The 21,043-nt window shown below is 66.4% G+C and carries 24 protein-coding genes and 1 tRNA gene; 17 read left to right on the top strand and 8 right to left on the bottom strand.

The features are described from left to right. Positions 1-41 precede the first annotated feature (41 nt). The 4 genes from CJZ80_RS14630 to crtR are packed head-to-tail and all read left to right on the top strand — an operon-like array spanning position 42 to position 3,682. Positions 42-677, top strand: a complete 636-nt coding sequence (locus CJZ80_RS14630) for a Crp/Fnr family transcriptional regulator (protein ID WP_094514993.1) — start codon at positions 42-44, stop codon at positions 675-677. Between the two features lie 56 nt (positions 678-733). After that, positions 734-1,438, top strand: a complete 705-nt coding sequence (locus CJZ80_RS14625; RefSeq protein ID WP_094514944.1) for a response regulator transcription factor — start codon at positions 734-736, stop codon at positions 1,436-1,438. Positions 1,439-1,451: 13 nt separating this feature from the next. Next, positions 1,452-2,600, top strand: coding sequence for a cell wall metabolism sensor histidine kinase WalK (locus CJZ80_RS14620; protein ID WP_094514939.1), 1,149 nt, complete (start codon positions 1,452-1,454; stop codon positions 2,598-2,600). A 41-nt stretch (positions 2,601-2,641) separates the two neighbouring features. Next, positions 2,642-3,682, top strand: a complete 1,041-nt coding sequence (crtR, locus tag CJZ80_RS14615) for a beta-carotene hydroxylase (protein ID WP_094514934.1) — start codon at positions 2,642-2,644, stop codon at positions 3,680-3,682. A gap of 10 nt (positions 3,683-3,692) precedes the next feature. Here the strand turns inward: crtR and gatC are convergent, their stop codons facing one another. Both gatC and CJZ80_RS14605 read right to left on the bottom strand, forming a co-directional pair. After that, positions 3,693-3,986: an Asp-tRNA(Asn)/Glu-tRNA(Gln) amidotransferase subunit GatC gene (gene gatC, locus CJZ80_RS14610; protein ID WP_094514929.1), complete on the bottom strand. Its 294-nt coding sequence runs from the start codon at positions 3,984-3,986 to the stop codon at positions 3,693-3,695. A 48-nt stretch (positions 3,987-4,034) separates the two neighbouring features. Further along, the gene (locus tag CJZ80_RS14605) at positions 4,035-4,871 is read right to left on the bottom strand and encodes a creatininase family protein (protein WP_369803113.1); all 837 of its coding nucleotides are present in this window, start codon (positions 4,869-4,871) and stop codon (positions 4,035-4,037) included. A 107-nt stretch (positions 4,872-4,978) separates the two neighbouring features. Between CJZ80_RS14605 and CJZ80_RS14600 the strand changes: the two genes are divergently transcribed. Next, on the top strand, positions 4,979-5,278 hold the full coding sequence (locus tag CJZ80_RS14600) for a DUF6679 family protein (protein ID WP_094514923.1): 300 nt from the start codon (positions 4,979-4,981) through the stop codon (positions 5,276-5,278). A gap of 47 nt (positions 5,279-5,325) precedes the next feature. Here CJZ80_RS14600 and CJZ80_RS15515 read toward each other — a convergent pair whose 3' ends face one another. Next, the gene (locus CJZ80_RS15515; protein ID WP_198948333.1) at positions 5,326-5,469 is read right to left on the bottom strand and encodes a hypothetical protein; all 144 of its coding nucleotides are present in this window, start codon (positions 5,467-5,469) and stop codon (positions 5,326-5,328) included. Between the two features lie 21 nt (positions 5,470-5,490). Here CJZ80_RS15515 and CJZ80_RS14595 point away from each other — a divergent pair, with 21 nt between their 5' ends. Beyond that, on the top strand, positions 5,491-6,246 hold the full coding sequence (locus tag CJZ80_RS14595) for a DNA-3-methyladenine glycosylase (protein ID WP_094514918.1): 756 nt from the start codon (positions 5,491-5,493) through the stop codon (positions 6,244-6,246). Beyond that, positions 6,243-7,277 (top strand): aspartate carbamoyltransferase catalytic subunit, encoded by a 1,035-nt coding sequence (locus CJZ80_RS14590; RefSeq protein WP_094514914.1) that lies wholly within the window; start codon positions 6,243-6,245, stop codon positions 7,275-7,277. The genes CJZ80_RS14595 and CJZ80_RS14590 overlap by 4 nt, the downstream gene beginning before the upstream one ends. On the opposite strand, the gene CJZ80_RS14585 is transcribed toward CJZ80_RS14590, so the two are convergent. The 3 genes from CJZ80_RS14585 to CJZ80_RS14575 all read right to left on the bottom strand — a co-directional run bounded on the left by CJZ80_RS14585 (position 7,264) and on the right by CJZ80_RS14575 (position 8,341). Further along, positions 7,264-7,602 (bottom strand): DUF565 domain-containing protein, encoded by a 339-nt coding sequence (locus CJZ80_RS14585; RefSeq protein WP_369803112.1) that lies wholly within the window; start codon positions 7,600-7,602, stop codon positions 7,264-7,266. The genes CJZ80_RS14590 and CJZ80_RS14585 overlap by 14 nt on opposite strands. A 239-nt stretch (positions 7,603-7,841) precedes the next feature. After that, positions 7,842-8,042 (bottom strand): hypothetical protein, encoded by a 201-nt coding sequence (locus CJZ80_RS14580; RefSeq protein ID WP_094514908.1) that lies wholly within the window; start codon positions 8,040-8,042, stop codon positions 7,842-7,844. Between the two features lie 137 nt (positions 8,043-8,179). Beyond that, a complete protein-coding gene (locus CJZ80_RS14575) occupies positions 8,180-8,341 on the bottom strand; it encodes a PCP reductase family protein (RefSeq protein WP_094514906.1) in 162 nt (53 codons plus the stop codon). A 150-nt stretch (positions 8,342-8,491) separates the two neighbouring features. On the opposite strand from CJZ80_RS14575, the gene CJZ80_RS14570 reads away from it, so the two are divergent. Beyond that, positions 8,492-8,749 (top strand): hypothetical protein, encoded by a 258-nt coding sequence (locus CJZ80_RS14570; RefSeq protein ID WP_094514902.1) that lies wholly within the window; start codon positions 8,492-8,494, stop codon positions 8,747-8,749. Between the two features lie 553 nt (positions 8,750-9,302). Beyond that, the gene (locus tag CJZ80_RS14565; protein ID WP_094514899.1) at positions 9,303-9,614 is read left to right on the top strand and encodes a hypothetical protein; all 312 of its coding nucleotides are present in this window, start codon (positions 9,303-9,305) and stop codon (positions 9,612-9,614) included. Between the two features lie 431 nt (positions 9,615-10,045). Here the strand turns inward: CJZ80_RS14565 and CJZ80_RS14560 are convergent. Further along, positions 10,046-10,118 (bottom strand) — tRNA-Ala (locus CJZ80_RS14560). Between the two features lie 204 nt (positions 10,119-10,322). Here CJZ80_RS14560 and CJZ80_RS14555 point away from each other — a divergent pair. The 6 genes from CJZ80_RS14555 to CJZ80_RS14530 all read left to right on the top strand — a co-directional run bounded on the left by CJZ80_RS14555 (position 10,323) and on the right by CJZ80_RS14530 (position 16,753). After that, complete coding sequence (locus CJZ80_RS14555; RefSeq protein WP_198948334.1) at positions 10,323-10,520, top strand: DUF2555 domain-containing protein; 198 nt, start codon at positions 10,323-10,325, stop codon at positions 10,518-10,520. Further along, positions 10,510-11,802: a bifunctional phosphopantothenoylcysteine decarboxylase/phosphopantothenate--cysteine ligase CoaBC gene (gene coaBC / locus CJZ80_RS14550; RefSeq protein WP_094514896.1), complete on the top strand. Its 1,293-nt coding sequence runs from the start codon at positions 10,510-10,512 to the stop codon at positions 11,800-11,802. The genes CJZ80_RS14555 and coaBC overlap by 11 nt, the downstream gene beginning before the upstream one ends. A gap of 112 nt (positions 11,803-11,914) precedes the next feature. Next, on the top strand, positions 11,915-12,733 hold the full coding sequence (psbO, locus tag CJZ80_RS14545; protein WP_094514891.1) for a photosystem II manganese-stabilizing polypeptide: 819 nt from the start codon (positions 11,915-11,917) through the stop codon (positions 12,731-12,733). Positions 12,734-12,911: 178 nt separating this feature from the next. Next, positions 12,912-14,099: a sulfate adenylyltransferase gene (sat, locus tag CJZ80_RS14540; RefSeq protein ID WP_094514887.1), complete on the top strand. Its 1,188-nt coding sequence runs from the start codon at positions 12,912-12,914 to the stop codon at positions 14,097-14,099. A gap of 55 nt (positions 14,100-14,154) precedes the next feature. Next, positions 14,155-15,999, top strand: coding sequence for an ATP-dependent zinc metalloprotease FtsH3 (gene ftsH3 / locus CJZ80_RS14535; RefSeq protein WP_094514883.1), 1,845 nt, complete (start codon positions 14,155-14,157; stop codon positions 15,997-15,999). Positions 16,000-16,072: 73 nt separating this feature from the next. Then, complete coding sequence (locus CJZ80_RS14530; RefSeq protein WP_233133148.1) at positions 16,073-16,753, top strand: bifunctional 4-hydroxy-2-oxoglutarate aldolase/2-dehydro-3-deoxy-phosphogluconate aldolase; 681 nt, start codon at positions 16,073-16,075, stop codon at positions 16,751-16,753. Positions 16,754-16,871: 118 nt separating this feature from the next. Here the strand turns inward: CJZ80_RS14530 and aroC are convergent, their stop codons facing one another. Beyond that, complete coding sequence (gene aroC / locus CJZ80_RS14525) at positions 16,872-17,960, bottom strand: chorismate synthase (protein WP_094514876.1); 1,089 nt, start codon at positions 17,958-17,960, stop codon at positions 16,872-16,874. Between the two features lie 525 nt (positions 17,961-18,485). On the opposite strand from aroC, the gene CJZ80_RS14520 reads away from it, so the two are divergent. After that, positions 18,486-19,385: a methyltransferase domain-containing protein gene (locus tag CJZ80_RS14520; RefSeq protein ID WP_094514872.1), complete on the top strand. Its 900-nt coding sequence runs from the start codon at positions 18,486-18,488 to the stop codon at positions 19,383-19,385. A 26-nt stretch (positions 19,386-19,411) separates the two neighbouring features. Continuing rightward, positions 19,412-20,773 (top strand): APC family permease, encoded by a 1,362-nt coding sequence (locus CJZ80_RS14515; protein ID WP_158217495.1) that lies wholly within the window; start codon positions 19,412-19,414, stop codon positions 20,771-20,773. Positions 20,774-21,043 lie beyond the last annotated feature (270 nt).

The raw sequence follows: 21,043 nt of genomic DNA, 5'->3' as shown, positions 1-21,043 counted from the left end.
GTAGTCCTCCATACGCTCAATGGTGTCCCCGGGTGATGGCCATGGTTTCGACACCTTTCCGTGATGCCGGCCGCAGCGGCGCCATTCGAGACATCCTCGAAACCAGCTATCGCAACCGCAACCTGCTGCACGTCACCGCCGGAAGCGGTGTGCCGTTGATCAAGAACAGCATCTGGCTGGTGGTGCGCGGCATGGTGAAACTTGAGGCCGTCACCATGCACGGCGATGCACTGCTGCTCGGCCTGGCCGGCCCCAACGAACCCTTCGGCGAGCCGCTCACCAATGTGCAGGCCTATGGCGCCTACACGATCTGCGATTCCGATCTGCTCTGCCTCTCCTGCGCTGAGATCGAGCAGTCCCCCCATCTCGCTATGGCGATGATGCAGGCCCTGGTGTCGCGCTACCGCCAGGCCGAAACCATGCTGTCGCTGCTGGGGCTGCGGCGCGTGGAAGAACGGGTGCGCGGCTTCCTGGAATTGCTGGCTCAGGATTATGGCCAGGCCTGCGACACCGGCCTGCGGCTGAACCTGCGGCTCACCCATCAGGAACTGGCCAGCGCCCTCTCCACCACCCGCGTCACCGTCACCCGCGTGCTGGGCGTGCTGCGTGAAGAGGGCTGGCTGCAGATCGATGGGCAGCGCCATCTGGTGATCAGCCATCTGCCCAAGCGCCGATGAGCCGGCAGGAGCCTGGCCTAGCTTCAGCCCAGGATGCCCCCTGGGCCGGAACCCCCATGCCACGGCTGCTGATCGTCGATGACGATGAAGGCATCAGGACCACCCTTCAAGAGGCGCTCCGCCATGAAGGTTTCGATGTGGTGTGTGCTTCCAACGGCCGTCAGGCGATCAACCAGATCGATGCCCGCCAGCAGGCGTCGAGCGGTGGCTTTGATCTGGTGGTGCTGGATCTGATGCTGCCTGGTGTGGGCGGCCTGGATGTGTGCCGCCATCTGCGCCGCAGCGATGCCCACACACCGATCCTGATGGTGAGCGCCCGTGACACCGAAACCGATCGGGTGCTTGGCCTTGAGCTCGGCGCCGACGATTACCTGGTCAAGCCGTTCGGGCTGCGTGAACTCGTGGCCCGCTGCCGCGCCCTGCTACGCCGCTCCCAGGGCCCGTCCGAGCGCTTTCCGGTGCGCCCCGCCATCAGCCATGCGGGTCTCACCCTCTATCCCGATGAGTTCCGTGTCACCCGCGAGGGGGTGAATGTGAACCTTTCGCCGAAGGAATACCGCCTGCTGGAGTTCTTCATGCACAACCCCGGCCGGGTCTGGAACCGCAACCAACTGATTGATGAGGTCTGGGGCACCGACTACGTGGTGGACACCAAGACCGTGGACGTGCACATCCGCTGGTTGCGGGAAAAGCTGGAGGCCAACCCGTCCGCTCCCGAACACATCCTCACAGTGCGAGGCTTCGGCTACCGCTTCGGTTGAGGGCTCTGTTCCCGTGAGGTCTCTGCTCACCCTGGCCTTCGGCGTGCTGATCGGCTGGGGCCTGGCCCGGGCGGCCGCCAGTTGGCGGCGCCGTTCGCTCCAGGCCCGTGCGCTGGCGGCCCCGCCGCTCAGCCGCTCCCAGCTGCTCGCCTGGCTGAATGCGGCCCCGCACGGTTGGCTGGCCCTCGATCGGGCCAGCACCATCCAGGCGATCAACACCAAGGCTGAGTATCTGCTGCAGCTGCCCGCCGATTCGCTGTTGCGTGGCGAAGAGCTCAGCCAGCTGGTTCATTCACCCGAGCTGGAGGAGGCAGTCCAGCGCTCCCGCCGGCTGGAGCGGGCCCAGCGGGTGGAGTGGAGCCTCGGGGCCGAGCCGCTGGAAGCCACCCTGCTGCCCGGAGAGGACGGCTGGATGGCGGTGTGGCTCAGCAGCCGCCGCTCGCTCGAATCCCAGCTTGATCAACAGAGCCGCTGGGTGAGTGATGTGGCCCATGAGCTCAAGACGCCCCTCACGGCCCTGCTGCTGGTGGGCGACAGCCTGGCCGCCCAGGCCACCCGTTCCAACGTCGTGCTGATCGAGCGGCTGCAACGTGAGCTGGAGCGGTTGCGGGAGCTGGTGGGGGACCTGCTGGAGTTGTCGCGGCTGGAGAACAGCCTCCCCGGCGATGACGAGCGCTACCGCTGCCTCGACCTGCGCGACCTGCTGGCGGAGGCCTGGAGCAGCCTGCGCCCCCTGGCCGACCAGCGCGCCGTGAGCCTCGATCTGGCGGCCTGCCCAAGCGCGCCGCTGCGGGGGGATGGGAGCCGCTTGCACCGGGCTCTGCTCAACCTGCTCGATAACGCCCTGCGCTACACCCCCGACGGCACCGCGATCGACGTGGGCATCAGCGGCACGGGGCAGTGGTGGGAGCTCACGGTGCGCGATCGCGGCTGTGGGTTCAGCGACACTGACCTCAAGCATCTGTTCGAGCGCTTCTACCGCGGTGATCCCTCCCGGGTGCGCAGCCGCCGCTCCGGCAGCGGCCTCGGCCTGGCGATCGTGCAGCAGATTGCCCTCACCCACGGCGGTCGGGTGGAGGCTCGCAACCATCCAGCCGGTGGTGCGCTGGTGGAGCTGGTGCTGCCGCGGGGCGAGTCGCCCCTTCCTTCGGTTTCCCCGTAAGGTGAGGACTCACCATTGCCAGTAGGGCGTCGGATCAGGGGATGACACAAGCTCTGGCCCTCCCGCCTGAACAGCATGCCGCCTCCGCCAGCACGGCTCCTGTGCGGCAGTCGGTGCCGAAGATGTATCTCGACCCGCCGGAGCCGTGGAATCCCACGGTGGGTCTGTTTCTGGCGGGCTACGCCCTGGCCGGGCTCTGCATCTGGGGCTGGTTCGTGGGCAACTGGTCGTTGCCGGTGCTGCTGCTGCTCGGTTTCCTTGCGCTCCACCTGGAGGGCACGGTGATCCACGATGCCTGCCACAACGCCGCCCATCCCAACCGCTTCTGGAATGCGGTGATGGGCCACGGCGCGGCGCTGCTTCTGGGCTTCAGCTTTCCGGTGTTCACGCGGGTGCACCTTCAGCATCACGCCCATGTGAACGATCCCAAGCGCGACCCCGACCACATCGTGTCCACGTTCGGGCCGCTGTGGTTGATTGCGCCGCGCTTCTTCTATCACGAAGTGTTCTTCTTCCGCCATCGCCTCTGGCGGCGCTGGGAGTTGCTCGAGTGGGGTCTGGCCCGGGCCCTGTTCTTCACGATCGTGGCTGCTTCAATCCGCTTCAACTTCCTGCCGTTCGTGCTCAACGTCTGGTTCGCTTCGGCTCTGATGGTGGGTGTCACACTGGGCCTCTTCTTCGACTATCTGCCTCACCGCCCCTTCCTTTCGCGCAACCGCTGGCAGAACGCCCGGGTGTATCCCAGTCGCGTGATGAACTGGCTGATCATGGGCCAGAACTATCACCTTGTTCACCATCTCTGGCCCTCGATTCCCTGGTTCGAGTATCAGGACGCCTACCGCGCCACCCAGGATCTGCTCGAATCCAAAGGCTCACCGCAGCGGCTGGGGTTGTTTGAAACCCGCCACGACGGCATCAATTTCCTCTACGACATCTTCTGCGGCATCCGCAGCCACAAGCGCCGCCGCAGTCGCCTGCGCCCGATCGCCGCGCTCTTCCCCAGCCCCCGTGCCCGCCGTCATGTGCTGGCGCTGCTGCACCGCACCGCCGTTTCCCCTGTGCCCCGCTCCACGGTGAGCTGAGCGAAAGAAGCTAATCGGCCAGGATTTTCGGCACCCGGAAGAAATCGCCCTGGCGCTGCGGCGCCAACCCCAGCAGTTCCTCGCGTACGGCAGTGGGATCCACCCGGTCTTCGCGGGTAACGTTCACCACTTCCACCGCGCGGGTGGTGGCTGGCACGCCCTCGGTGTCCACCTGCTCAAGATGGGCGACGTAATCGAGGATGCGCTCCAGCTGGCTGGTGTAAGTGGCGATCTTCTCTTCAGGCAGCTCCAGGCGGGCCAGTTTGGCCACCTTGCGCACGTCGTCACTGTCGATCCTGCTCATCGCACCGGAGCTCACATCTGAGGCCGAACCTAGCCTGCGCCCACCCGTTCAGTCAGCCGGTTCCCCGTCGCTGAGGAAGGCTTCGAGATCGGCGGTGAGCGCGCTGGCGGCCTGATCGAGGATGGCCGCGCCATGGGCGGCGGTGGCCAGGAAGGGATCGGAGCCCATGCGCCCATCGGGGTGGCGGCGGCGGAAATCCTCTGGCCCGTGGATCGGGCCCGCCGGCGCCGCTTCCGGCAAGGGGCGCTGCAGGGCGATCAGGCTGGGCTCCAGGTGCAGGGTGAGGGCGATTTCGCTGGGGGTGGCGTGGTGCCCTTCACGATCGCCATAGAGCTCCCGGGCCTGCCGCATCACCGGCCCCGCCATGAACCAGTTGGCCAGCCGGCAACGCAGCTCGGTGGCATGGGGCAGCCCGCGGGCGGCGGCGGTGCCGTAGGCCTGGGCGAAGGCGGCCCGCGCCGTGGCGATGTTGCCGCCATGCCCATTGATCACGAAGATGCGCTGGAAGCCATGCCGTGCCAGCGACAGCACCACGTCATGCAGGACGGCCAGCAGGGTGGCGGGTTGGAGGCTGATCGTGCCGGGGAAGGCCAGGTGGTGCTCCGCCATGCCGAAGGCCTGCGCGGGCGTCACCAGCACGCCGGTTCGGCGTCCCACCTCGAGCGCCACCGCTTCGGCGGTGAGGGCGTCGGTGCCGATGGCGCCGGTGGGCCCGTGCTGTTCGGTGGAGCCGAGCGGCACGATCACCCCCTTGCAGCGCTCCAGATAGGCCTCCACCTCCGGCCAGCTGCGCAGCTGCAGCCGGATCGCCTCATGACTGGCCACCGGGCCCGGAACGGCGGGGCTGCCCGCCGTGGCCGGTGCAGGGGAGGACGTGGTGCTCACCGGCGAAAGGCGGCGTGGCCGCCGCATGAAAGTGTCCCGTGCATCATCTCTAGGATCGAAGCCAACCGGGCCTGACCCGGCCTCGTCCGGCGCTGGCCGGGAGGGTGATGTTGCACCGCAAGCTGGATCAGTTCTGCAGCGAGAAACGCCCGGTGTGGGTGTTCCTGCGGGATCAGCAGCGCTGGATCGAGCAGGCCACCGTGGTGGAGATCGTGGGCGATCTGGTCACCCTCCGCTACGACATGGCCGACGACGACGAGCGCCACAGCTGGGAGGAGAGCGTGCGGCTGGAATCGATCGGGGCGGTGAGCACCCGGCTGGCCTCGTTCAGCCGCAGCGGCAGTGCGGAGGATCTGGAAACCGCCGACGACTGCCCGGAATCGGAACGGCTGCACAGCCAGGGCTGAACGCGGCTGGGCGGGTTTGCCCAGGCACAACGCCCGCTGGCTCCACTTCAGTGGGCAGTGCCGTTGCCGTCGTAATCGTCGGTGTCGTAGAAGCCACCGCGGGTACCGAAGTAGAGCGTGGCCAGGACGAACAGCCCGCTGCCGGCCAGCAGCACGGTGCCGAGGTTGAAACTGGAGAGAGCGCTGGACAAGGGAAGGAGCCGATCAGACGAATGGCAGGGACTGTGACCACCCCCGCCGACGCCAGTCTGGCGGGTGGCGACCCGGCGGGCGCAGCCGTGTGCGCGAGCGATCACCGGCTGCCCGCTGCGGCCGGCGCCGGCCTGCCGCTCAAGGCCTTCGCCCGTCCGGCCGAGCAGGTGGCCCCCGATCTGGTGGGCTGTCTGCTGGTGCGCGCCCTGCCCGGTGGCGGCCATGTCTGGGGGGTGGTGGTGGAAACCGAGGCCTATGGCCAGAGTGAACCCGCCTGCCATGGGCACCGCCGCCGTTCCCCCAGCAACGACACCCTCTTCGGCCCGCCGGGCCGCTTGTATGTGTATCTCACCTACGGCCTGCATCACTGCGTGAATGTGGTCACAGGACACGACGACTACGCCAGTGGGGTCCTGCTCAGGGCCGTGGCCCTGCCGGGCGAGGCCGAGCGGATCGCTGCCGGCCCCGCTCTGCTGGCGCGGCGTTTCGGCCTGAACCGCTGCCACGACCGCCAGCTGCTGGCACCGCCGCAGGGGGCCTGGATCGCGCCGCGCCCGGAGGCGCTCCAGCGCTGGTGGCAGGGCTGTGAGCAGGCGGGCGACGACCCGATGGTGTGCACCACCCGCATCGGCATTTCCCAGGCCCAGGAGTTGCCCTGGCGCTGGTATCTGCGCGCCAGTCGCAGCGTCAGCCGCCGCGCGCGGGGCGATCGCCCGCCCCGGCCGGCGGTGGCCTTCTGCCCCGCCGCGATGGCCACACAGGGTGGGCTGCCATGAGCCGCTGGAGCCACCGCCATGTGCTGGATCTCTCCGCCTTCTCTCTCGCCGACTTCGCCACCGTGCTGGAGCTGGCGCAGCGCTTCCGCTCCCTGCCCACCAGCGGCGCGCGGCGTTTGCCGGCCCTGCAGGGCCGTCTCGTCACCAGCCTGTTCTTCGAGCCCAGCACCCGCACCCGCAGCAGCTTCGAGCTGGCTGCCCGGCGGCTGTCAGCTGATGTGCAGAGTTTCTCACCGGCCTCCAGCTCGTTGAGCAAGGGCGAGAGCCTGCTCGACACCGCCCGCACCTACGTGGCCATGGGCGCCGACGTGCTGGTGGTGCGTCATGCCTGCGCCGCTGTACCCGCCGCCATGGCCCGCGCCCTTGACCGCAGCGGCGAGCGGGTGGCGGTGCTCAACGGCGGCGATGGTCTGCACAGCCATCCCAGCCAGGGCCTGCTGGATCTGCTCACCCTCGCCCGCTGGTTCGAGCCGACGGCGCCCACGCCCGCTGCCCTGGCCGGCAAGCGCATCGTGATCGTGGGGGATGTGCTCCATTCCCGCGTGGCCCGCTCCAACCTGTGGGCGCTCACCGCCTGCGGCGCTGATGTGGTGCTCTGCGGTCCTGCCACGCTGCTGCCCGATGGCTTCGCGGCCTTCGTGCAGGCACCGCCGCCGGGCCAGGCGCACGATCCGGTGGAGCGGCGCGGCTCGATCCGCATTGTGCGTCAGCTGGAGGAGGCCCTGCCGGGCGCCGATGCGGTGATGACCCTGCGCCTGCAGCAGGAGCGCATGCACCAGCACCTGCTCACCAGTCTGGACACCTACCACCGCCACTACGGCGTCAGCCACCGGCGGCTCGAGCTGTGCGGCAAGCTGGTGCCGGTGCTGCACCCGGGGCCGGTGAACCGTGGCGTGGAGCTGAGCGGTGCGCTGCTGGATGATCCCAGCCGCTGCTTGGTGGAAGAGCAGGTGCGCAACGGCATTCCGATCCGCATGGCGCTGTTATACCTGCTGGCTGCCGCTGAACCCGACCCGTTCACAGCAGCTTGAAACCGTCCAGCAACAGCCCGTAGAGGAAGCCGGTACGGGCGGCATCGATCAGCTGCAGGGTGAGGCGGTCGCCGCTCTGCTGCAGCAGGGCGCGGCGGGTGCGCACCGACAGCTCGATCAGCGCCACGCTGGCCAGGGCGGCGACCGGGTCCAGATAGGAGAGGGCGCCGATGAGCATGCCCACCGATCCCCCCATGAAGAAGCCGCCCAGCAGCGTGATCACCTGCAGAGACAGCCGGCGCCAGGGATTGTGGGCCCAACCTTGCAGCCGTTTACCGGCCAGACCGATCTGGCGATGAAGCCTGGTCTGCTGCAGGCGGGTCACGGAAGAGGGTGGCAGGAGCAACGGCTGGCGATCCCCATCACCTGGCCCGGACAACTGCCGAACACTTTTTACACCATTTCTGGTGTGGGGGGTACCCCCAAACGCCATCCATAGGGGATTGAAATAAAAAGGCCCGGGCAGGGCCCGGGCCAGGGGGATGGGAACGGCCCCAGACAACCGATGGATTCGCGTCCCGGCAAGATGCACCCTCGGCCGGTGCTGTCAAGGGACCGCCGGCCTCAGCCGTCGCCGTCCTTGTTCTTGCGGGCGCCCTTGCCCTCGAGCAGTTCGAGCAGTGCTTCCATCTGCGCCATCACGCCGCGCACCTCGCCGGCCTCGGGCAGCAGGCCGTCTTCCATGACGCCCTGGTGCATTTCGCGCAATTCCTGACGGATGTAGCGGAGATGGCTGACGACCTGTTCTCGCTTTGACTGCGACATGGAGGCGGGAGGCAGGATGCTGAGCTCCCTTTTACCCTATCGACCCCCCCCTGACCCGCTGGCCAGGCAAGGGTTGAGCCGGAGCAGGACCCCCAGCCGTGCCTGCCGCACCGTCGGTGGCACGGAAACCGGCGTGCTCAGCGGCGCGCGAAGCGGGCTCGTGCCTCGTCGTAGAAGGTGAGATCGATCGTGCTGAGCTGCGCCTCCTGCGCCAGCGCTTCGATCCGTCGCCGCACGGCGGGGCGCACGAAGAAGGGCACTTCCTTCAGTTTCTGCTCGGCGTCGCTGGTCCAGTCCATGGTTCAGGTCAGTCGTTGGAGGATGTGGGGAGGCCTGCGGGGAGGCCTTGCGGCCCATCGCATCGGCAGGGGAGGCCTGGCGTCAGGTCGCATAGGCAACAGGCCGGAGACAGCCGTTTTGCAAGAGTGGGCGGATCGGATGCCCCCTGCGTGCAGTTTCACGGAAGCCTCGACGAGCTCAAGTCCATCGTCACCAGCCTCGACCATCCCGGTCACTGGGAGCACAAGGGGGCGTACGAGATGTTCGTCTTCGACGAAAAGCAGACCAACCTCCGCCTCAACTGGTGGCCCGACAGCGGTGCCATCACGCTTGTGGGCGACCCCGCTGACCGTGACAGCTATCAGGCCGCCCTCGCCGGCTTGCTCGATGCCAGCACCAGTTCAACGGCTCCAGCACACGAGAGTTGAAGCGCTGCCCTTGAGAGAGTTGAAGAGCTTTCCCCCGCGAGAGCTGAGCTCCTCGCGTGCGTGAGACTTGAAGGGTTTTCCCACGTGAGACCTGAAGGCTTCCCGAACGTGAGACTTGAACGGCTCCCGCTCGTGAGAAGCAGAGGATGATCTCTGGCCGGTGCTTGGCGCCCCGCGCTGAACATCCCTGAGGAGCGAGATCTCTTCTTCAGTGCAGGAGTTGCTCAGTCCGTGAGCCGCCCTCCACCGGTGGAGACGGTGGAAGAGTGCAGGTGGCCGCCTGCCGTGGATTCTTCGCCTGTTGGATGAATCTGTGAATCCATGGGCCCGACCACTCTGATGGTGTGATGTCTGCAGATGGTTCGCGGCTGATTCACGGCATGGTTCGCGCTGCTCCATGCGCATGGTTTGTGCTCCATGCGCATGGGTCGCTGCTCAATGCGTTGGATTGTTGTCATTCTTTGTTGCATCTTTTTCACCCGGGTAAGCTGTACAGAGTTCACGGAACGCAATGTCAGTCTTTGGATGCCCGGCACGGCTGGCGCCCTTCGCCATGCTGGCGGCCTCCGCCATTGCCCTTCCACTTCCGGCTTTGGCAGTCCCCTATGTGTACGCAGATGCCATCCTGGGCGTCAAGTCAGTTGAAGGCTGTGTTCAACGGGCCACCATGCTCGCCAACAAGCATGGGTTTACATCCGAGCATGAAGTGGTAGACAAATCCGATTTCTACGCCGCTCACGCAGACTTGCCGATGACCCTGAATGTCTCTTGCAGCAGCAAGATCGGCACGATCGTGGTCGCCGTGGCTGGAATGAACAACCAGGAAACCTTCGCTGCCTTTCAGAAGATCTACGCCGACTTCTAGAGCGTCGGTCGCTCAGGCAGAAGCCAGCGCCTGATCCCATCTCGGCCTTTCCGCGCGCAGCCTTTCCGTGCCCAGCCTTTCCGCTCTTGGCTGATCCGCTCCCGTTGGTCGATTCGCTCCCGTCAGCCAGGCGGGCCTTCTTCGGGCGCTGCGGACCGGCTTGTCCCACCGCCAGCTCACAGAGCCAATGAAACGAACCGTCCGGTCACCAACAGCTCATCACCTCATCGCTTTGGGGTGCCGGCTCTCCGCTTTGCATTCGCCGGCATGGCCTGGCTCCCATCGATGGCGGCCTCAGTGGCTTCCTGGCTCTGGCAGAACGGGAGGAGAGGGCTGATGGGCTGCTGCAGCAAAGCTGTCTTACGTCTACGCCTATCTCCGCAGGGCGCGGAGCCCCTTTGAACCGAGTGCCTGAAAGTCTGAGAAGCCGATGGAGAATAGGGGACTCGAACCCCTGACCTCTGCGGTGCGATCGCAGCGCTCTACCAGCTGAGCTAATTCCCCGTGGCGAAAAGCTATCACTGCCGCCTGGGTGTCTGCCGGGGCGGCTGGGCGTTCGCTGGCAGGGCCGTTGAGGCAGCGAGCAGCCGCCAGGCCGTTGATGCGATGGAATGAAACCGGACATCTGTCTCCATTGCCTTGGCCGACCCCATCGCTCCGTCCACGTCCGAGGCCGCCGGCCAGCCGCAGGGAAGCGGTGGCCCAGCGATCACCCCCGAGCGGCTTGAGGCCTTTGATGAAGCCGCGATCGCCGAGCTGGCCCGCCGCCTCGATGAAGACGATTACCCCACCCCCTTCGCTGGCCTGCAGGACTGGCACCTGATGCGGGCGCTGGCGATTCACCGCCCGGAGCTGGCCCGCCCCTACGTCCATCTGGTGGATCAGGAACCGTTCGATGAGGAATGAGGGCGACAGTCGTCCTGATCCCCTGGCGGGGTGCCGGATCCTGGTGGGCATCAGTGGCAGCATCGCCGCCGTCAAGCTGCCGGGCCTGGTGAGTGCCCTCGCCAAGCGGGGCGCCGAGACGCGCTGCGTGCTCACCCCCAGTGCCACCCGGCTGGTGAGCCCGGTGGCGCTGGCCAGCCTCAGCCGCCGCAGTTGCCTGCTGGAGGCCGACCAATGGAGCCACCAGGCGGCGCGGCCGCTGCACATCGAACTGGCCGAATGGGCCGATCTGGTGGTGGTGGCACCGTTGAGTGCCAGCAGCCTGGCCCGGTGGGTGCATGGCCTCGGTGACACCCTGCTGGCGAGCACCTTGCTGGCCGCCGAGGCGCCGGTGCTCGCCGCCGCCGCCATGAACACCGCCATGTGGAGTAGCCCTGGGGTGCGCCGCAACTGGCACGACCTCCAGAGCTTTGCCGGGGTGCTGCCGCTGGGCCCTGAGCCCGGGTTGCTCGCCTGCGACCGGCAGGGCGATGGACGGATGGCCGAACCGGCCCTGCTGGAACTGGCGCTCGAATCCCTGCGCCTGCATGGCGCCAGCCGTGACTGGCGCGGCCGTCGGCTGTTGGTGAGCGCCGGTCCCACCCGCGAATTCCTCGATCCGGCCCGCTGCCTCACCAACCCCAGCACGGGGCGGATGGGGGTGCTGCTGGCACAGGCTGCCCGCCTGCGGGGGGCGCAGGTGGATCTGGTGCATGGTCCGCTCAGCGTGGAGGCCGCCTGGCTGGAGGGGCTGCAGCTTCACCCGGTGGTCACCGCCGCTGAGCTGCAGCAGCGGCTGCTCGCCCTCCAGCCCGAAGCCGATGCGATCGCCATGGCGGCGGCGGTGGCCGACCACCGCAGGGCAGCGCCCCTGCCCACCAAGCTGGGCAAGGAGGAGCTGGCGCTGTCCCTGCAGGCGGGCTGGCAGGAGGTGCCCGACCTGCTGCAGCAACTGGTGAGCCAGCGCCGGTCCGGCCAGCGGATCCTCGGTTTCGCGGCCCATTCCGGCGATGTGCTGCCCCAGGCCCGGGCCAAGTTCCGGCGCAAGGGCTGTGATCTGCTGTTCGCCAATCCGATTGATCAGCCCGGTGCCGGATTCGCCGCCGCCACCAACCAGGGCTGGCTGCTGGGGCCGGGCGCCGAGGAGCGGCCGCTGGCTTCGATGGGAAAACTGGCCGTGGCCCACCAGCTGCTGGATGCCCTCGGCGCCTTGCTCCCGCCGGCCTCCGAGCCTGCCCCACCGGCACCGGCCAGGCTGCTGTGAGTCATGTTGTTGAGAGGCGCAACTGCGCTGCAGGAGCCCGGGTTTCTCCTCTGTAGGATCGCCGCGACGCACGCCTTAACAAGGTTTCACCCTGCCCGCGCGGCTTCTCCCCATGCGTTTCCGACCCCTGCTCGCACTCGTGCTGGCGCTCTGCCTCACCATGGTCACCGCCTGCGGCGGCGGTGCCAAAGCTGTTGATCGCTCCAACGTCACTTACGAAGACATCGTCAACACCGGCAAGGCCAACGACTGCCCCACCCTTCCCGATTCTGCGCGCGGCACGATTCCCCTCGATTCCGGCGCCCGCTATCAGCTTCGCGACATCTGCCTCCACCCCAGCGAGGTGTTCGTCAAGGGTGAACCCGCCAACAAGCGGCAGGAAGCCCAGTTCGTGGCCGGCAAGATCCTCACCCGCTACACCTCCAGCCTGGATCAGGTGTATGGCGACCTCACCGTCGCCGGTGACTCCCTCACCTTCAAGGAGCTCGGCGGCATCGACTTCCAGCCGATCACCGTGCTGATGCCCGGTGGTGAGGAAGTGCCCTTCACCTTCTCCAGCAAGGAGCTGCTGGCCACCTCCAACGGAGCCGCGATCAGCACCAGCACCGATTTCGAAGGCACCTACCGCACCCCCAGCTACCGCACCAGCAACTTCCTGGATCCCAAGGGCCGTGGACTCACCACCGGCTACAGCAGCGCTATGGGTCTGGTGCCGGCCGGTGACGACGAAGCCCTGGCCAAGGAGAACACCAAGCAGTACATCGATGGTCGCGGCTCCATGAGCCTCTCGATCACCAAGGTCGACAGCGCCACCGGAGAATTCGCCGGGGTGTTCACGGCGATCCAGCCCTCCGACACCGACATGGGCGGCAAGCAGGCTGTCGACGTGAAGGTCACCGGCCAGCTGTTCGGGCGCCTCGAAGAGGCCTGAGCCAGGCCCGGGCTTTCCGCATTTCGCCAAGCCCTTCCGGAGACAGCTCCGGAAGGGCTTTTTCGTCCCTTCCCATCGGCGCGGGCGTTCCGGGCGCCCCACCGCTGAGCCCATCGGGCCGGGCTCCCCTGTTCACCACCCAGGCAAGGGTGCTCTGAAAGAATCTCTCCATTCCCTGATGTCGCTGCCCGTGACCTCAACCACTTCCGCTGACGGCCAACCCATGGTTCATGGGATCGCGCCCCACGGCGGCACGCTCGTTGATCTGCGCGTGCCGCCCGAGCAGGTGGCGGCGGTGAAGGCCGGTGTGGATCGGGTGCTGGAGTGCTCCGATCGCAACGCCTGCGACGTGGAACTGCTGATGGTGGGCGGCTTCTCGCCACTTCGCGGCTTTATGCACGAAGAGGATTACCACGCTGTGGTGAGCGGGCACCGCACCACCTCGGGCCTGCTGTTCGGCCTGCCGGTGGTGATGGACACCGACGATGACACCATCGCCCCGGGCGATCGCCTGCTGCTCACCTACCGCGGTCAGGACCTGGCGGTGCTCACGGTCGAGAGCCGCTGGGAGCCCGACAAGGTGCGTGAGGCGGCCGGTTGCTACGGCACCACTTCGATCGAGCACCCGGCGGTGCGCATGATCTGCGGCGAGCGCGGGCGCTTCTACCTCGGCGGCATGCTGCAGGGCCTGGAGCTGCCCCGCCGGGTCTTTCCCTGCCAGACGCCGGCCGAAGTGCGCAGCCAGTTGCCCGCCAGCGAAGACGTGGTGGCCTTCCAGTGCCGAAACCCGATCCACCGGGCCCACTATGAGCTGTTCACCCGTGCCTTGCACGCCGCCAACGTGAGCGCCAATGCCGTGGTGCTGGTGCATCCCACGTGCGGCCCCACCCAGGAAGACGACATCGCCGGTGAGGTGCGCTTTCAGTCGTATGAGCGGCTGGCCGCCGAGGTGGACAACCCCCGCATCCGCTGGGCCTATCTGCCCTACGCCATGCACATGGCCGGCCCGCGTGAGGCCCTGCAGCACATGATCATCCGCAAGAACTACGGCTGCAGCCACTTCATCATCGGTCGCGACATGGCCGGCTGCAAATCGTCCCTCACCGGCGACGACTTCTACGGCCCCTACCAGGCGCAGGATTTCGCCCGCGACCAGGCCACCGAGCTGGGCATGGAAACGGTGCCGTCGCTCAACCTCGTGTACACCGAGGAGGAGGGCTACGTGACCGCCGAGCACGCCGAGGCCCGCGGGCTGCATGTGAAGAAACTCAGCGGCACCCAGTTCCGTCAGATGCTGCGCAGCGGCGAGGAGATCCCGGAATGGTTTGCCTTCCGTAGCGTGGTGGAGGTACTGCGCGCCGTCTGACGGCCTGCCGCCCCATTAACATTCCGTTACTTCCATCTCATCAGGAGCACACAGGGTGAAAAAGCGCTGGCGCAATGCGGGGCTCTATGTGCTCCTTGCCGTCGTGGTGATCGCCGTGGGAACGGCCTTCCTCGACCGGCCCAACCCGGCCAACGCCCCCCGCACCCTCCGCTACAGCGATTTCGTTGAAGCGGTGCAAGGCAAGCAGGTGTCGCGTGTGCTCATCTCCCCCGACCGGGGCACCGCACAGATCGTCGAAAACGATGGCGGCCGCGCGGTGGTCAACCTCGCCCCTGACAAGGACCTCCTGAAGCTGCTGACCGACAACAACGTCGACATCGCCGTGCAGCCCAGCCGCGAACCGGCGGCCTGGCAACAGGCGATCGGCAGCCTGCTGTTCCCCCTGCTCCTGCTCGGCGGCCTCTTCTTCCTGCTGCGTCGCGCCCAGGGCGGCGGTGGCAACCCGGCCATGAGCTTCGGTAAGAGCAAGGCCCGGGTACAGATGGAACCGCAGACCCAGGTCACCTTCGGTGATGTGGCCGGCATCGAGGGCGCCAAGCTCGAGCTCACCGAGGTGGTCGACTTCCTCAAGAACCCCGATCGCTTCACGGCCGTCGGCGCCAAGATCCCCAAAGGCGTGCTGCTGGTGGGCCCTCCCGGCACCGGCAAGACCCTGCTCGCCAAGGCAGTGGCCGGTGAGGCCGGCGTGCCCTTCTTCTCCATCTCCGGTTCGGAGTTCGTGGAGATGTTCGTGGGCGTGGGCGCCAGCCGTGTGCGCGACCTGTTTGAGCAGGCCAAGAAGAATGCCCCCTGCATCGTGTTCATCGATGAGATCGACGCGGTGGGCCGCCAGCGCGGCGCCGGTCTCGGCGGTGGCAACGACGAGCGGGAGCAGACCCTCAACCAGCTGCTCACCGAAATGGACGGCTTCGAGGGCAACACCGGCATCATCATAGTGGCTGCCACCAACCGCCCCGATGTGCTCGATTCAGCGCTGATGCGGCCGGGTCGCTTCGATCGCCAGGTGGTGGTCGATCGCCCCGACTACGCGGGCCGGCTGCAGATCCTCGGCGTCCACGCCCGCGGCAAGACCCTCGCCAAGGACGTCGACCTCGACCGCGTCGCCCGCCGCACCCCCGGTTTCACCGGCGCCGACCTGGCCAACCTGCTCAACGAAGCGGCGATCCTGGCGGCCCGCCGTCAGCTCACCGAAGTGTCGATGGATGAGGTCAACGACGCGATCGAGCGCGTGATGGCCGGCCCCGAGAAGAAAGACCGGGTGATGAGCGAGAAGCGCAAGCGCCTCGTGGCGTATCACGAAGCGGGCCATGCCCTCGTGGGCGCCCTGATGCCCGACTACGACCCGGTGCAGAAGATCAGCATCATTCCCCGTGGCCAGGCCGGCGGCCTCACCTTCTTCACCCCCAGTGAAGAGCGGATGGAATCGGGTCTCTATTCCCGCGCCTATCTGCAGAACCAGATGGCTGTCGCCCTGGGTGGCCGTGTCGCCGAAGAGATCGTCTACGGCGAAGACGAAGTCACCACCGGTGCCTCCAACGACCTCCAGCAGGTGGCCCGTGTCGCCCGCCAGATGGTTACCCGCTTCGGCATGTCCGATCGGCTCGGCCCTGTGGCCCTCGGTCGCTCCCAGGGCGGCATGTTCCTCGGCCGTGACATCGCCGCCGAGCGCGACTTCTCCGAAGACACCGCCGCCGCCATCGATGAGGAGGTGGGGCAACTGGTGGAAGAGGCCTACCGCCGTGCCAAGGGCGTGCTCACCGACAACCGTTCGGTGCTCGATGAACTCGCCGACATCCTGGTGGAAAAGGAAACCGTGGATGCCGAGGAGCTGCAGGAGCTGCTGATCCGCAGCGATGTGCGGGTCGCCGAGTACGTCTGAGCCTGCCGGTGCCCTGCAGCTCCTGCCTGGGGCTGCGGATTGGGGGCCCGCCCCTGGCGGGCTGATCTCTTCCTTGCGGGACCAGCCCCTGCTCACCGTGGTGCGCTGTGCTGAGGCCGCCGTACTCCACTGGCAAGTGGAGCAGCTGGCCTCAGCGGGTGTACGGCATGTGGAGGTGGCCTGGTCGCCCCAGTCCGGCTGGGTGGAGCAGTGCCAGGCATTGCAAGGCCAGTTTCCCGGCCTGTTATTGGGAGCAGCATCGATCACCACGGCCGCTGCCCTCGCCGATGTGCGTGCGGCCGGTCTGTCCTATGCGATGTCGCCGCTGCTGTGCCCCGAGCTGCTGGCCGAGGCGGCACGGCTCGATCTGCTGCTCGTGCCAGGGGTGATGTCCCCCACGGAGGTGAACCTTGCCCGGCGCCTGGGCTGCGGCCTGGTCAAGTTGTTTCCGGCGGCGGCGCTCGGCCCGGGCTACTGGCGCCTGCTGGCCGGTCCCCTGGCGCCGCTGCCCTTCTGCATCGCCGCCGGCGGTCTGCGCCCCGCCGATGTGCCCGTCTGGTTGGCGGCAGGGGTGCAGGCGGTCACCCTGGGCTCCGCCCTCTTCACTGCCGGCCCCGAGGCTGCCCTGGACCCTCAGCTGGCGCTGGTGCTGCAGGCCCACAAGCTGGCTTCAGCAGCCGCCTCAGCCAAGAACGCAGATGATCCGGACAGTCCTGCAAACACCGGGACATGGCTGCCCTTCTCTCAGGCCTGAGCCAACCTTGTGTGCGTGGCAGCCTCAGCGGAAAGCTGTGCCCACCACGAGCTGCGGGAGCCTGCCTGCTTCCCAGCGGGCGGCCGCCCTCCTGCCGCCCGCCCCGGCATCAGCGTGATCACCAGAGACTGCATTGCCCCTGTTGACGCAGCAGGTGATCGGCCAGCACCAGGGCCACCATTGCTTCCACCATCGGCACCGCGCGCGGCAGGACGCAGGGATCGTGGCGTCCTTTGGCTTCGAGCGTGATGGCCTCCCCGGCCAGCGTGACCGTCTGCTGGGCCTTGCGGATCGTGGCGGTGGGCTTGAAGCCCACCCGCAGGCAGATCTCCTCGCCGTTGCTGATGCCGCCCTGGATGCCACCGGAATTGTTGGTGGCGGTGTGCAGGCTGCCATCCGCGGTGGGCAGGAAGGCATCGTTGTGCTCACTGCCTCGCAGCAGGGTTCCGGCGAAGCCGGAGCCGATCTCAAAGCCCTTGGTGGCTGGCAGTGACATCACCGCCTTGGCCAGATCCGCCTCCAGCTTGTCGAACACCGGCATGCCCAGCCCTGGCGGCGGCCGCCGCACCACGCACTCGATCACCCCACCGCAGGAATCGCCCTCGCGGCCGATCGTCTCGATCCGTTCGATCATTCGCTCCGCCGTTTCAGGGTCGGGGCAGCGCACGATGTTGGCCTCCACAGCCGCCAGGGTGACCAGCGCTGGATCGATCTGCGCCTCGATCGTGTGGATGCGCCGCACCCAGGCCATCACCTCGGTGCCGTGGGCGCGGGCCAGCAACTGCTTGGCGATCGCACCGGCGGCCACCCGGCCGATCGTTTCCCGCGCCGAGGCGCGGCCACCGCCGCTGCGGGCCTGGATCCCGTACTTGGCCTGGTATGTGGCATCAGCGTGGGAGGGGCGAAAGGCCACCTCCATGTCCTTGTAGTCGCCGGGACGCTGGTCCTGATTGCGCACCACCATGGCGATCGGGGTGCCGAGGGTGACCCCATCGAGCAGCCCGCTGAGCACCTCCACCTGATCGGCTTCCTTGCGGGGGGTGGTGATGCGGCTCTGCCCAGGCCTGCGCCGGTCTAGCTCGGCCTGAATCGCTGCCAGATCCAGCGGCAGCCGCGGCGGGCAGCCATCCACGATCACCCCCACGCCGCCGCCGTGCGATTCGCCGAAGGTGCTGATACGAAAGAGCTGGCCGAAGCTGCTGCCCATGGCGCCATTGCACTGGCTGGAGCCTACTGATTCGAGCTGCTGCGACTCAGCTATCACCTCTCTGCTGTCTCAGGCCGGCGTCGCTTGCGTGGTGCTGCTCCCCTCGCTTCTCATCCCCGCCCCGATGGCCCGCGCATGAGGTCTGCGCCACACCGTTCCCGCGGCCTGCGGGGCCGCTGGCGGTTGGATCGATGCCCTTCAACCTGCATGCACTCAAGATCGGTGAAGGGTCATTGTTCTCAGCGCCAAGGCCGTGAATGCTCCGTCATTTGGATGGAGAAGGTCGCAGGCGAAAGGGGAAGCTTTCGGTCCATTCTTGGGCATTCCACTCCGCTATTGCACGCAAGAGAGTGGATTCTCCGTTGGATCAAAATGGACATCTCGAGTGCTGTGCAACACATCAACCCTGAAGAGAAGGCCACCAAGATGGTGGCGAGATGATCCATTGAGGTGATGCCCCCTTTGTCCCACTGCGGCGGTCATCCAGTCGAGCTATTCAGGTCGGCTCGAAGAACAAGCCGTTCGATGGTGAGGATCAATGGCCTGGCCTTGGTCGCCTCAGTGTTGTTGGTCTGGCTGCTGCCACCGGTCGCTGCATGGGCCGATGGCTCCCAAGCCACGCCAGGCGATGTGCTGTACCAGCCAAGCGTGGGTCAGGAAGGGAAGGACGTGATCTGGGTGCCAACGCCGGATGCCCTGATGCAGGCCATGTTGGACATCGCGAACATCCAGGACGGTGACATTCTTTACGACCTTGGCTCAGGCGACGGCAAGATTGTAATCGGCGCGGCTCAGCGCTACGGCATTAAAGCGGTTGGCATTGAGTACAACCCAGATCTGGTTGCGCTTGCCAAACGTCATGCCGCTCGGGCCGCAGTGAACGACAAGGTGACGTTCATCAGGGGAGACATCTTCAAAGAGGATTTCAGCGAAGCCACGGTGCTCACGCTTTACCTCTTGCCACAACTCAACGTGAAGCTGAAGCCCACCATCCTGGCGATGCGTCCGGGCACCCGCGTTGTATCCAATTCCTTCGATATGGGCACCTGGCCGGCTGATGCCACCATTGAGCTGGAAGGGGGCAGAGGCTATTTCTGGGTGGTTCCGGCCTCGGTGCAGGGCCGTTGGCAGCTGGGCGCTCAGGGTGCGAAGCCGGCAGCGGAGCTTGACATCCAGCAGTCCTTCCAGATGCTGGGCGGCCGCCTGCTGCTCAATGTCGAGAGCCTCAGCATTCTCTCCGGACGGATGCGGGGCGAAGCGATCAGCTTCACCTACGGCACCAGATCAGCCAATGGTGACCAACCCCGCGGCACGTTCAAGGGAACGGTCCGGGCTGGAATCCTTGCCGGAACCCTGAGCGATCAGGGGGTGGACGTGCAGCTGTCAGGTGGCCGAATCAGCCAAGGGCTGCGGAGTCGGCCATGAGCCAATTGTGCGCGCAGGCAGAGTCCATGACGTCCTCCTCATCAGCCCAGACCAATCCAGCCCGGGTGGTCCACCAATGGGAAGCTGTTTGCCTGATCGTTGGCCTGGTGATCGGAGCCGGGATCTTCAAGACCCCCAGCCTGGTGGCGCAGTTCACCCAGGATCCCGGCTGGTTGATCACTGCCTGGGTTGTGGGGGCTGTGGTGAGCTTCACCGGCGCCCTTTGTTATGCCGAACTCAGTTCCGCTTACCCCCACATCGGCGGTGAGTATCACTTCCTCACCCTGGCTTATGGCCGCAGGTTGTCGTTCCTGTATGCCTGGACCAAGGCCACGGTGATCAATCCTGGCTCGATTGCTCTGCTTGCTTTTGTGTTCAGCGACGCCATCAGCCGTCTGCTGCCCCTGGGCCTCCGATCTGAAGGGATGGGGGCGCTGGTTGTCGTACTCGTGCTCACGGCATTGAATCTGCTGGGGCTGCGCGTGGCCACCGGCATCCAGAAACCACTGGTGCTGGTGATCCTGGTTGGTTTGCTGATCATCAGCATTGCCGGTTTTGCCAGCAATGGTCACCTCGCGTCTATCTCCACCGAGGCCTTTCAGAGCAGTCCCCGTCCGGCCAGCCTGGGCACAGCCCTGGTGTTCGTGCTGCTCACCTTCGGTGGTTGGAATGAGGCCGCCACCATCTCTTCAGAGGTGAGAGGTGGGCCTCGCGCGGTCACGAACGTGCTGGTGCTGAGCCTGGTGTTGATCACCGCGATCTATCTGGTGTTCAACCTGTCGTTGCTTTCCGCGCTGGGGATCTCCGGGCTTGCCCAAAGCTCTGCTGCCGCCGTGGATGTTCTGGGCCAGTCCCTTGGCCGCTGGGCAGAGCTGGCTGTGATCCTGCTGATCGGGGCGGCCGCCCTCACCAGCATCAACGCAACGATGGTGATGGGTGCCCGGGCCAACCATGCCCTTGGCCAAGACTGGCAGGCCCTTGGCTTCCTCGGCGGATGGCAGAGGGTACGAAGCACCCCCACCCGGAGTTTTCTGGTTCAGAGTCTTTTCAGCAGCGCGTTGATTGCGATCGCCGCCGTTCAACCCGATGGCTTCACGGCGATCGTGGAATACACCGCACCCCTCTTCTGGGCTTTTCTCACCCTGATTGCACTGTCCCTGATCATCCTGCGCCGCCGCTCCGGTGCGCCAAGCGTGAACACTTTCCAGACGCCACTCTTCCCCTTGTGTCCGCTTCTTTTCGCTGTGGCATGTGTCTATCTAGCGTTTTCAAGCTTCCAGCATGCCGCTGCCAATGAATCGGCTTTCCTCTCTCTGTTTGTCTTGCTCTCTGGCGTTGTTGCTCTGGTAGGCCTCTGCCTGCGGCAGCGAAAGCTCCGCCTTCTTTAGAACGTTCTTGCCCGGGATCTGCACGGAAGGCTGTTCATGCGCTTCCCGCCAGTCTGAGCCGATGCCTTCATGCGTGCGCCGTGTGCTCACAGGCGGCAGCCACCACCCCTGGCCCTAAGCCGTTCTTCATCACACGCACCCTGTTTGCCCACACCCACACCCACCCCGCAGAGCTGCGCCTAACCCCATCCACCTCTCCCTGCTTCCTGCCAAAAAAAAGCCCCCGCAATCTGCGGGGGCTGCTGATCGATCGGTGTTCTTCAACCTGTC

Source organism: Synechococcus sp. MW101C3, assembly GCF_002252635.1.
Lineage (GTDB): Bacteria > Cyanobacteriota > Cyanobacteriia > PCC-6307 > Cyanobiaceae > MW101C3.
The sequence above is the reverse complement of the archived record's forward strand: the minus strand, read 5'-3'. Positions and strand labels throughout refer to the sequence as shown.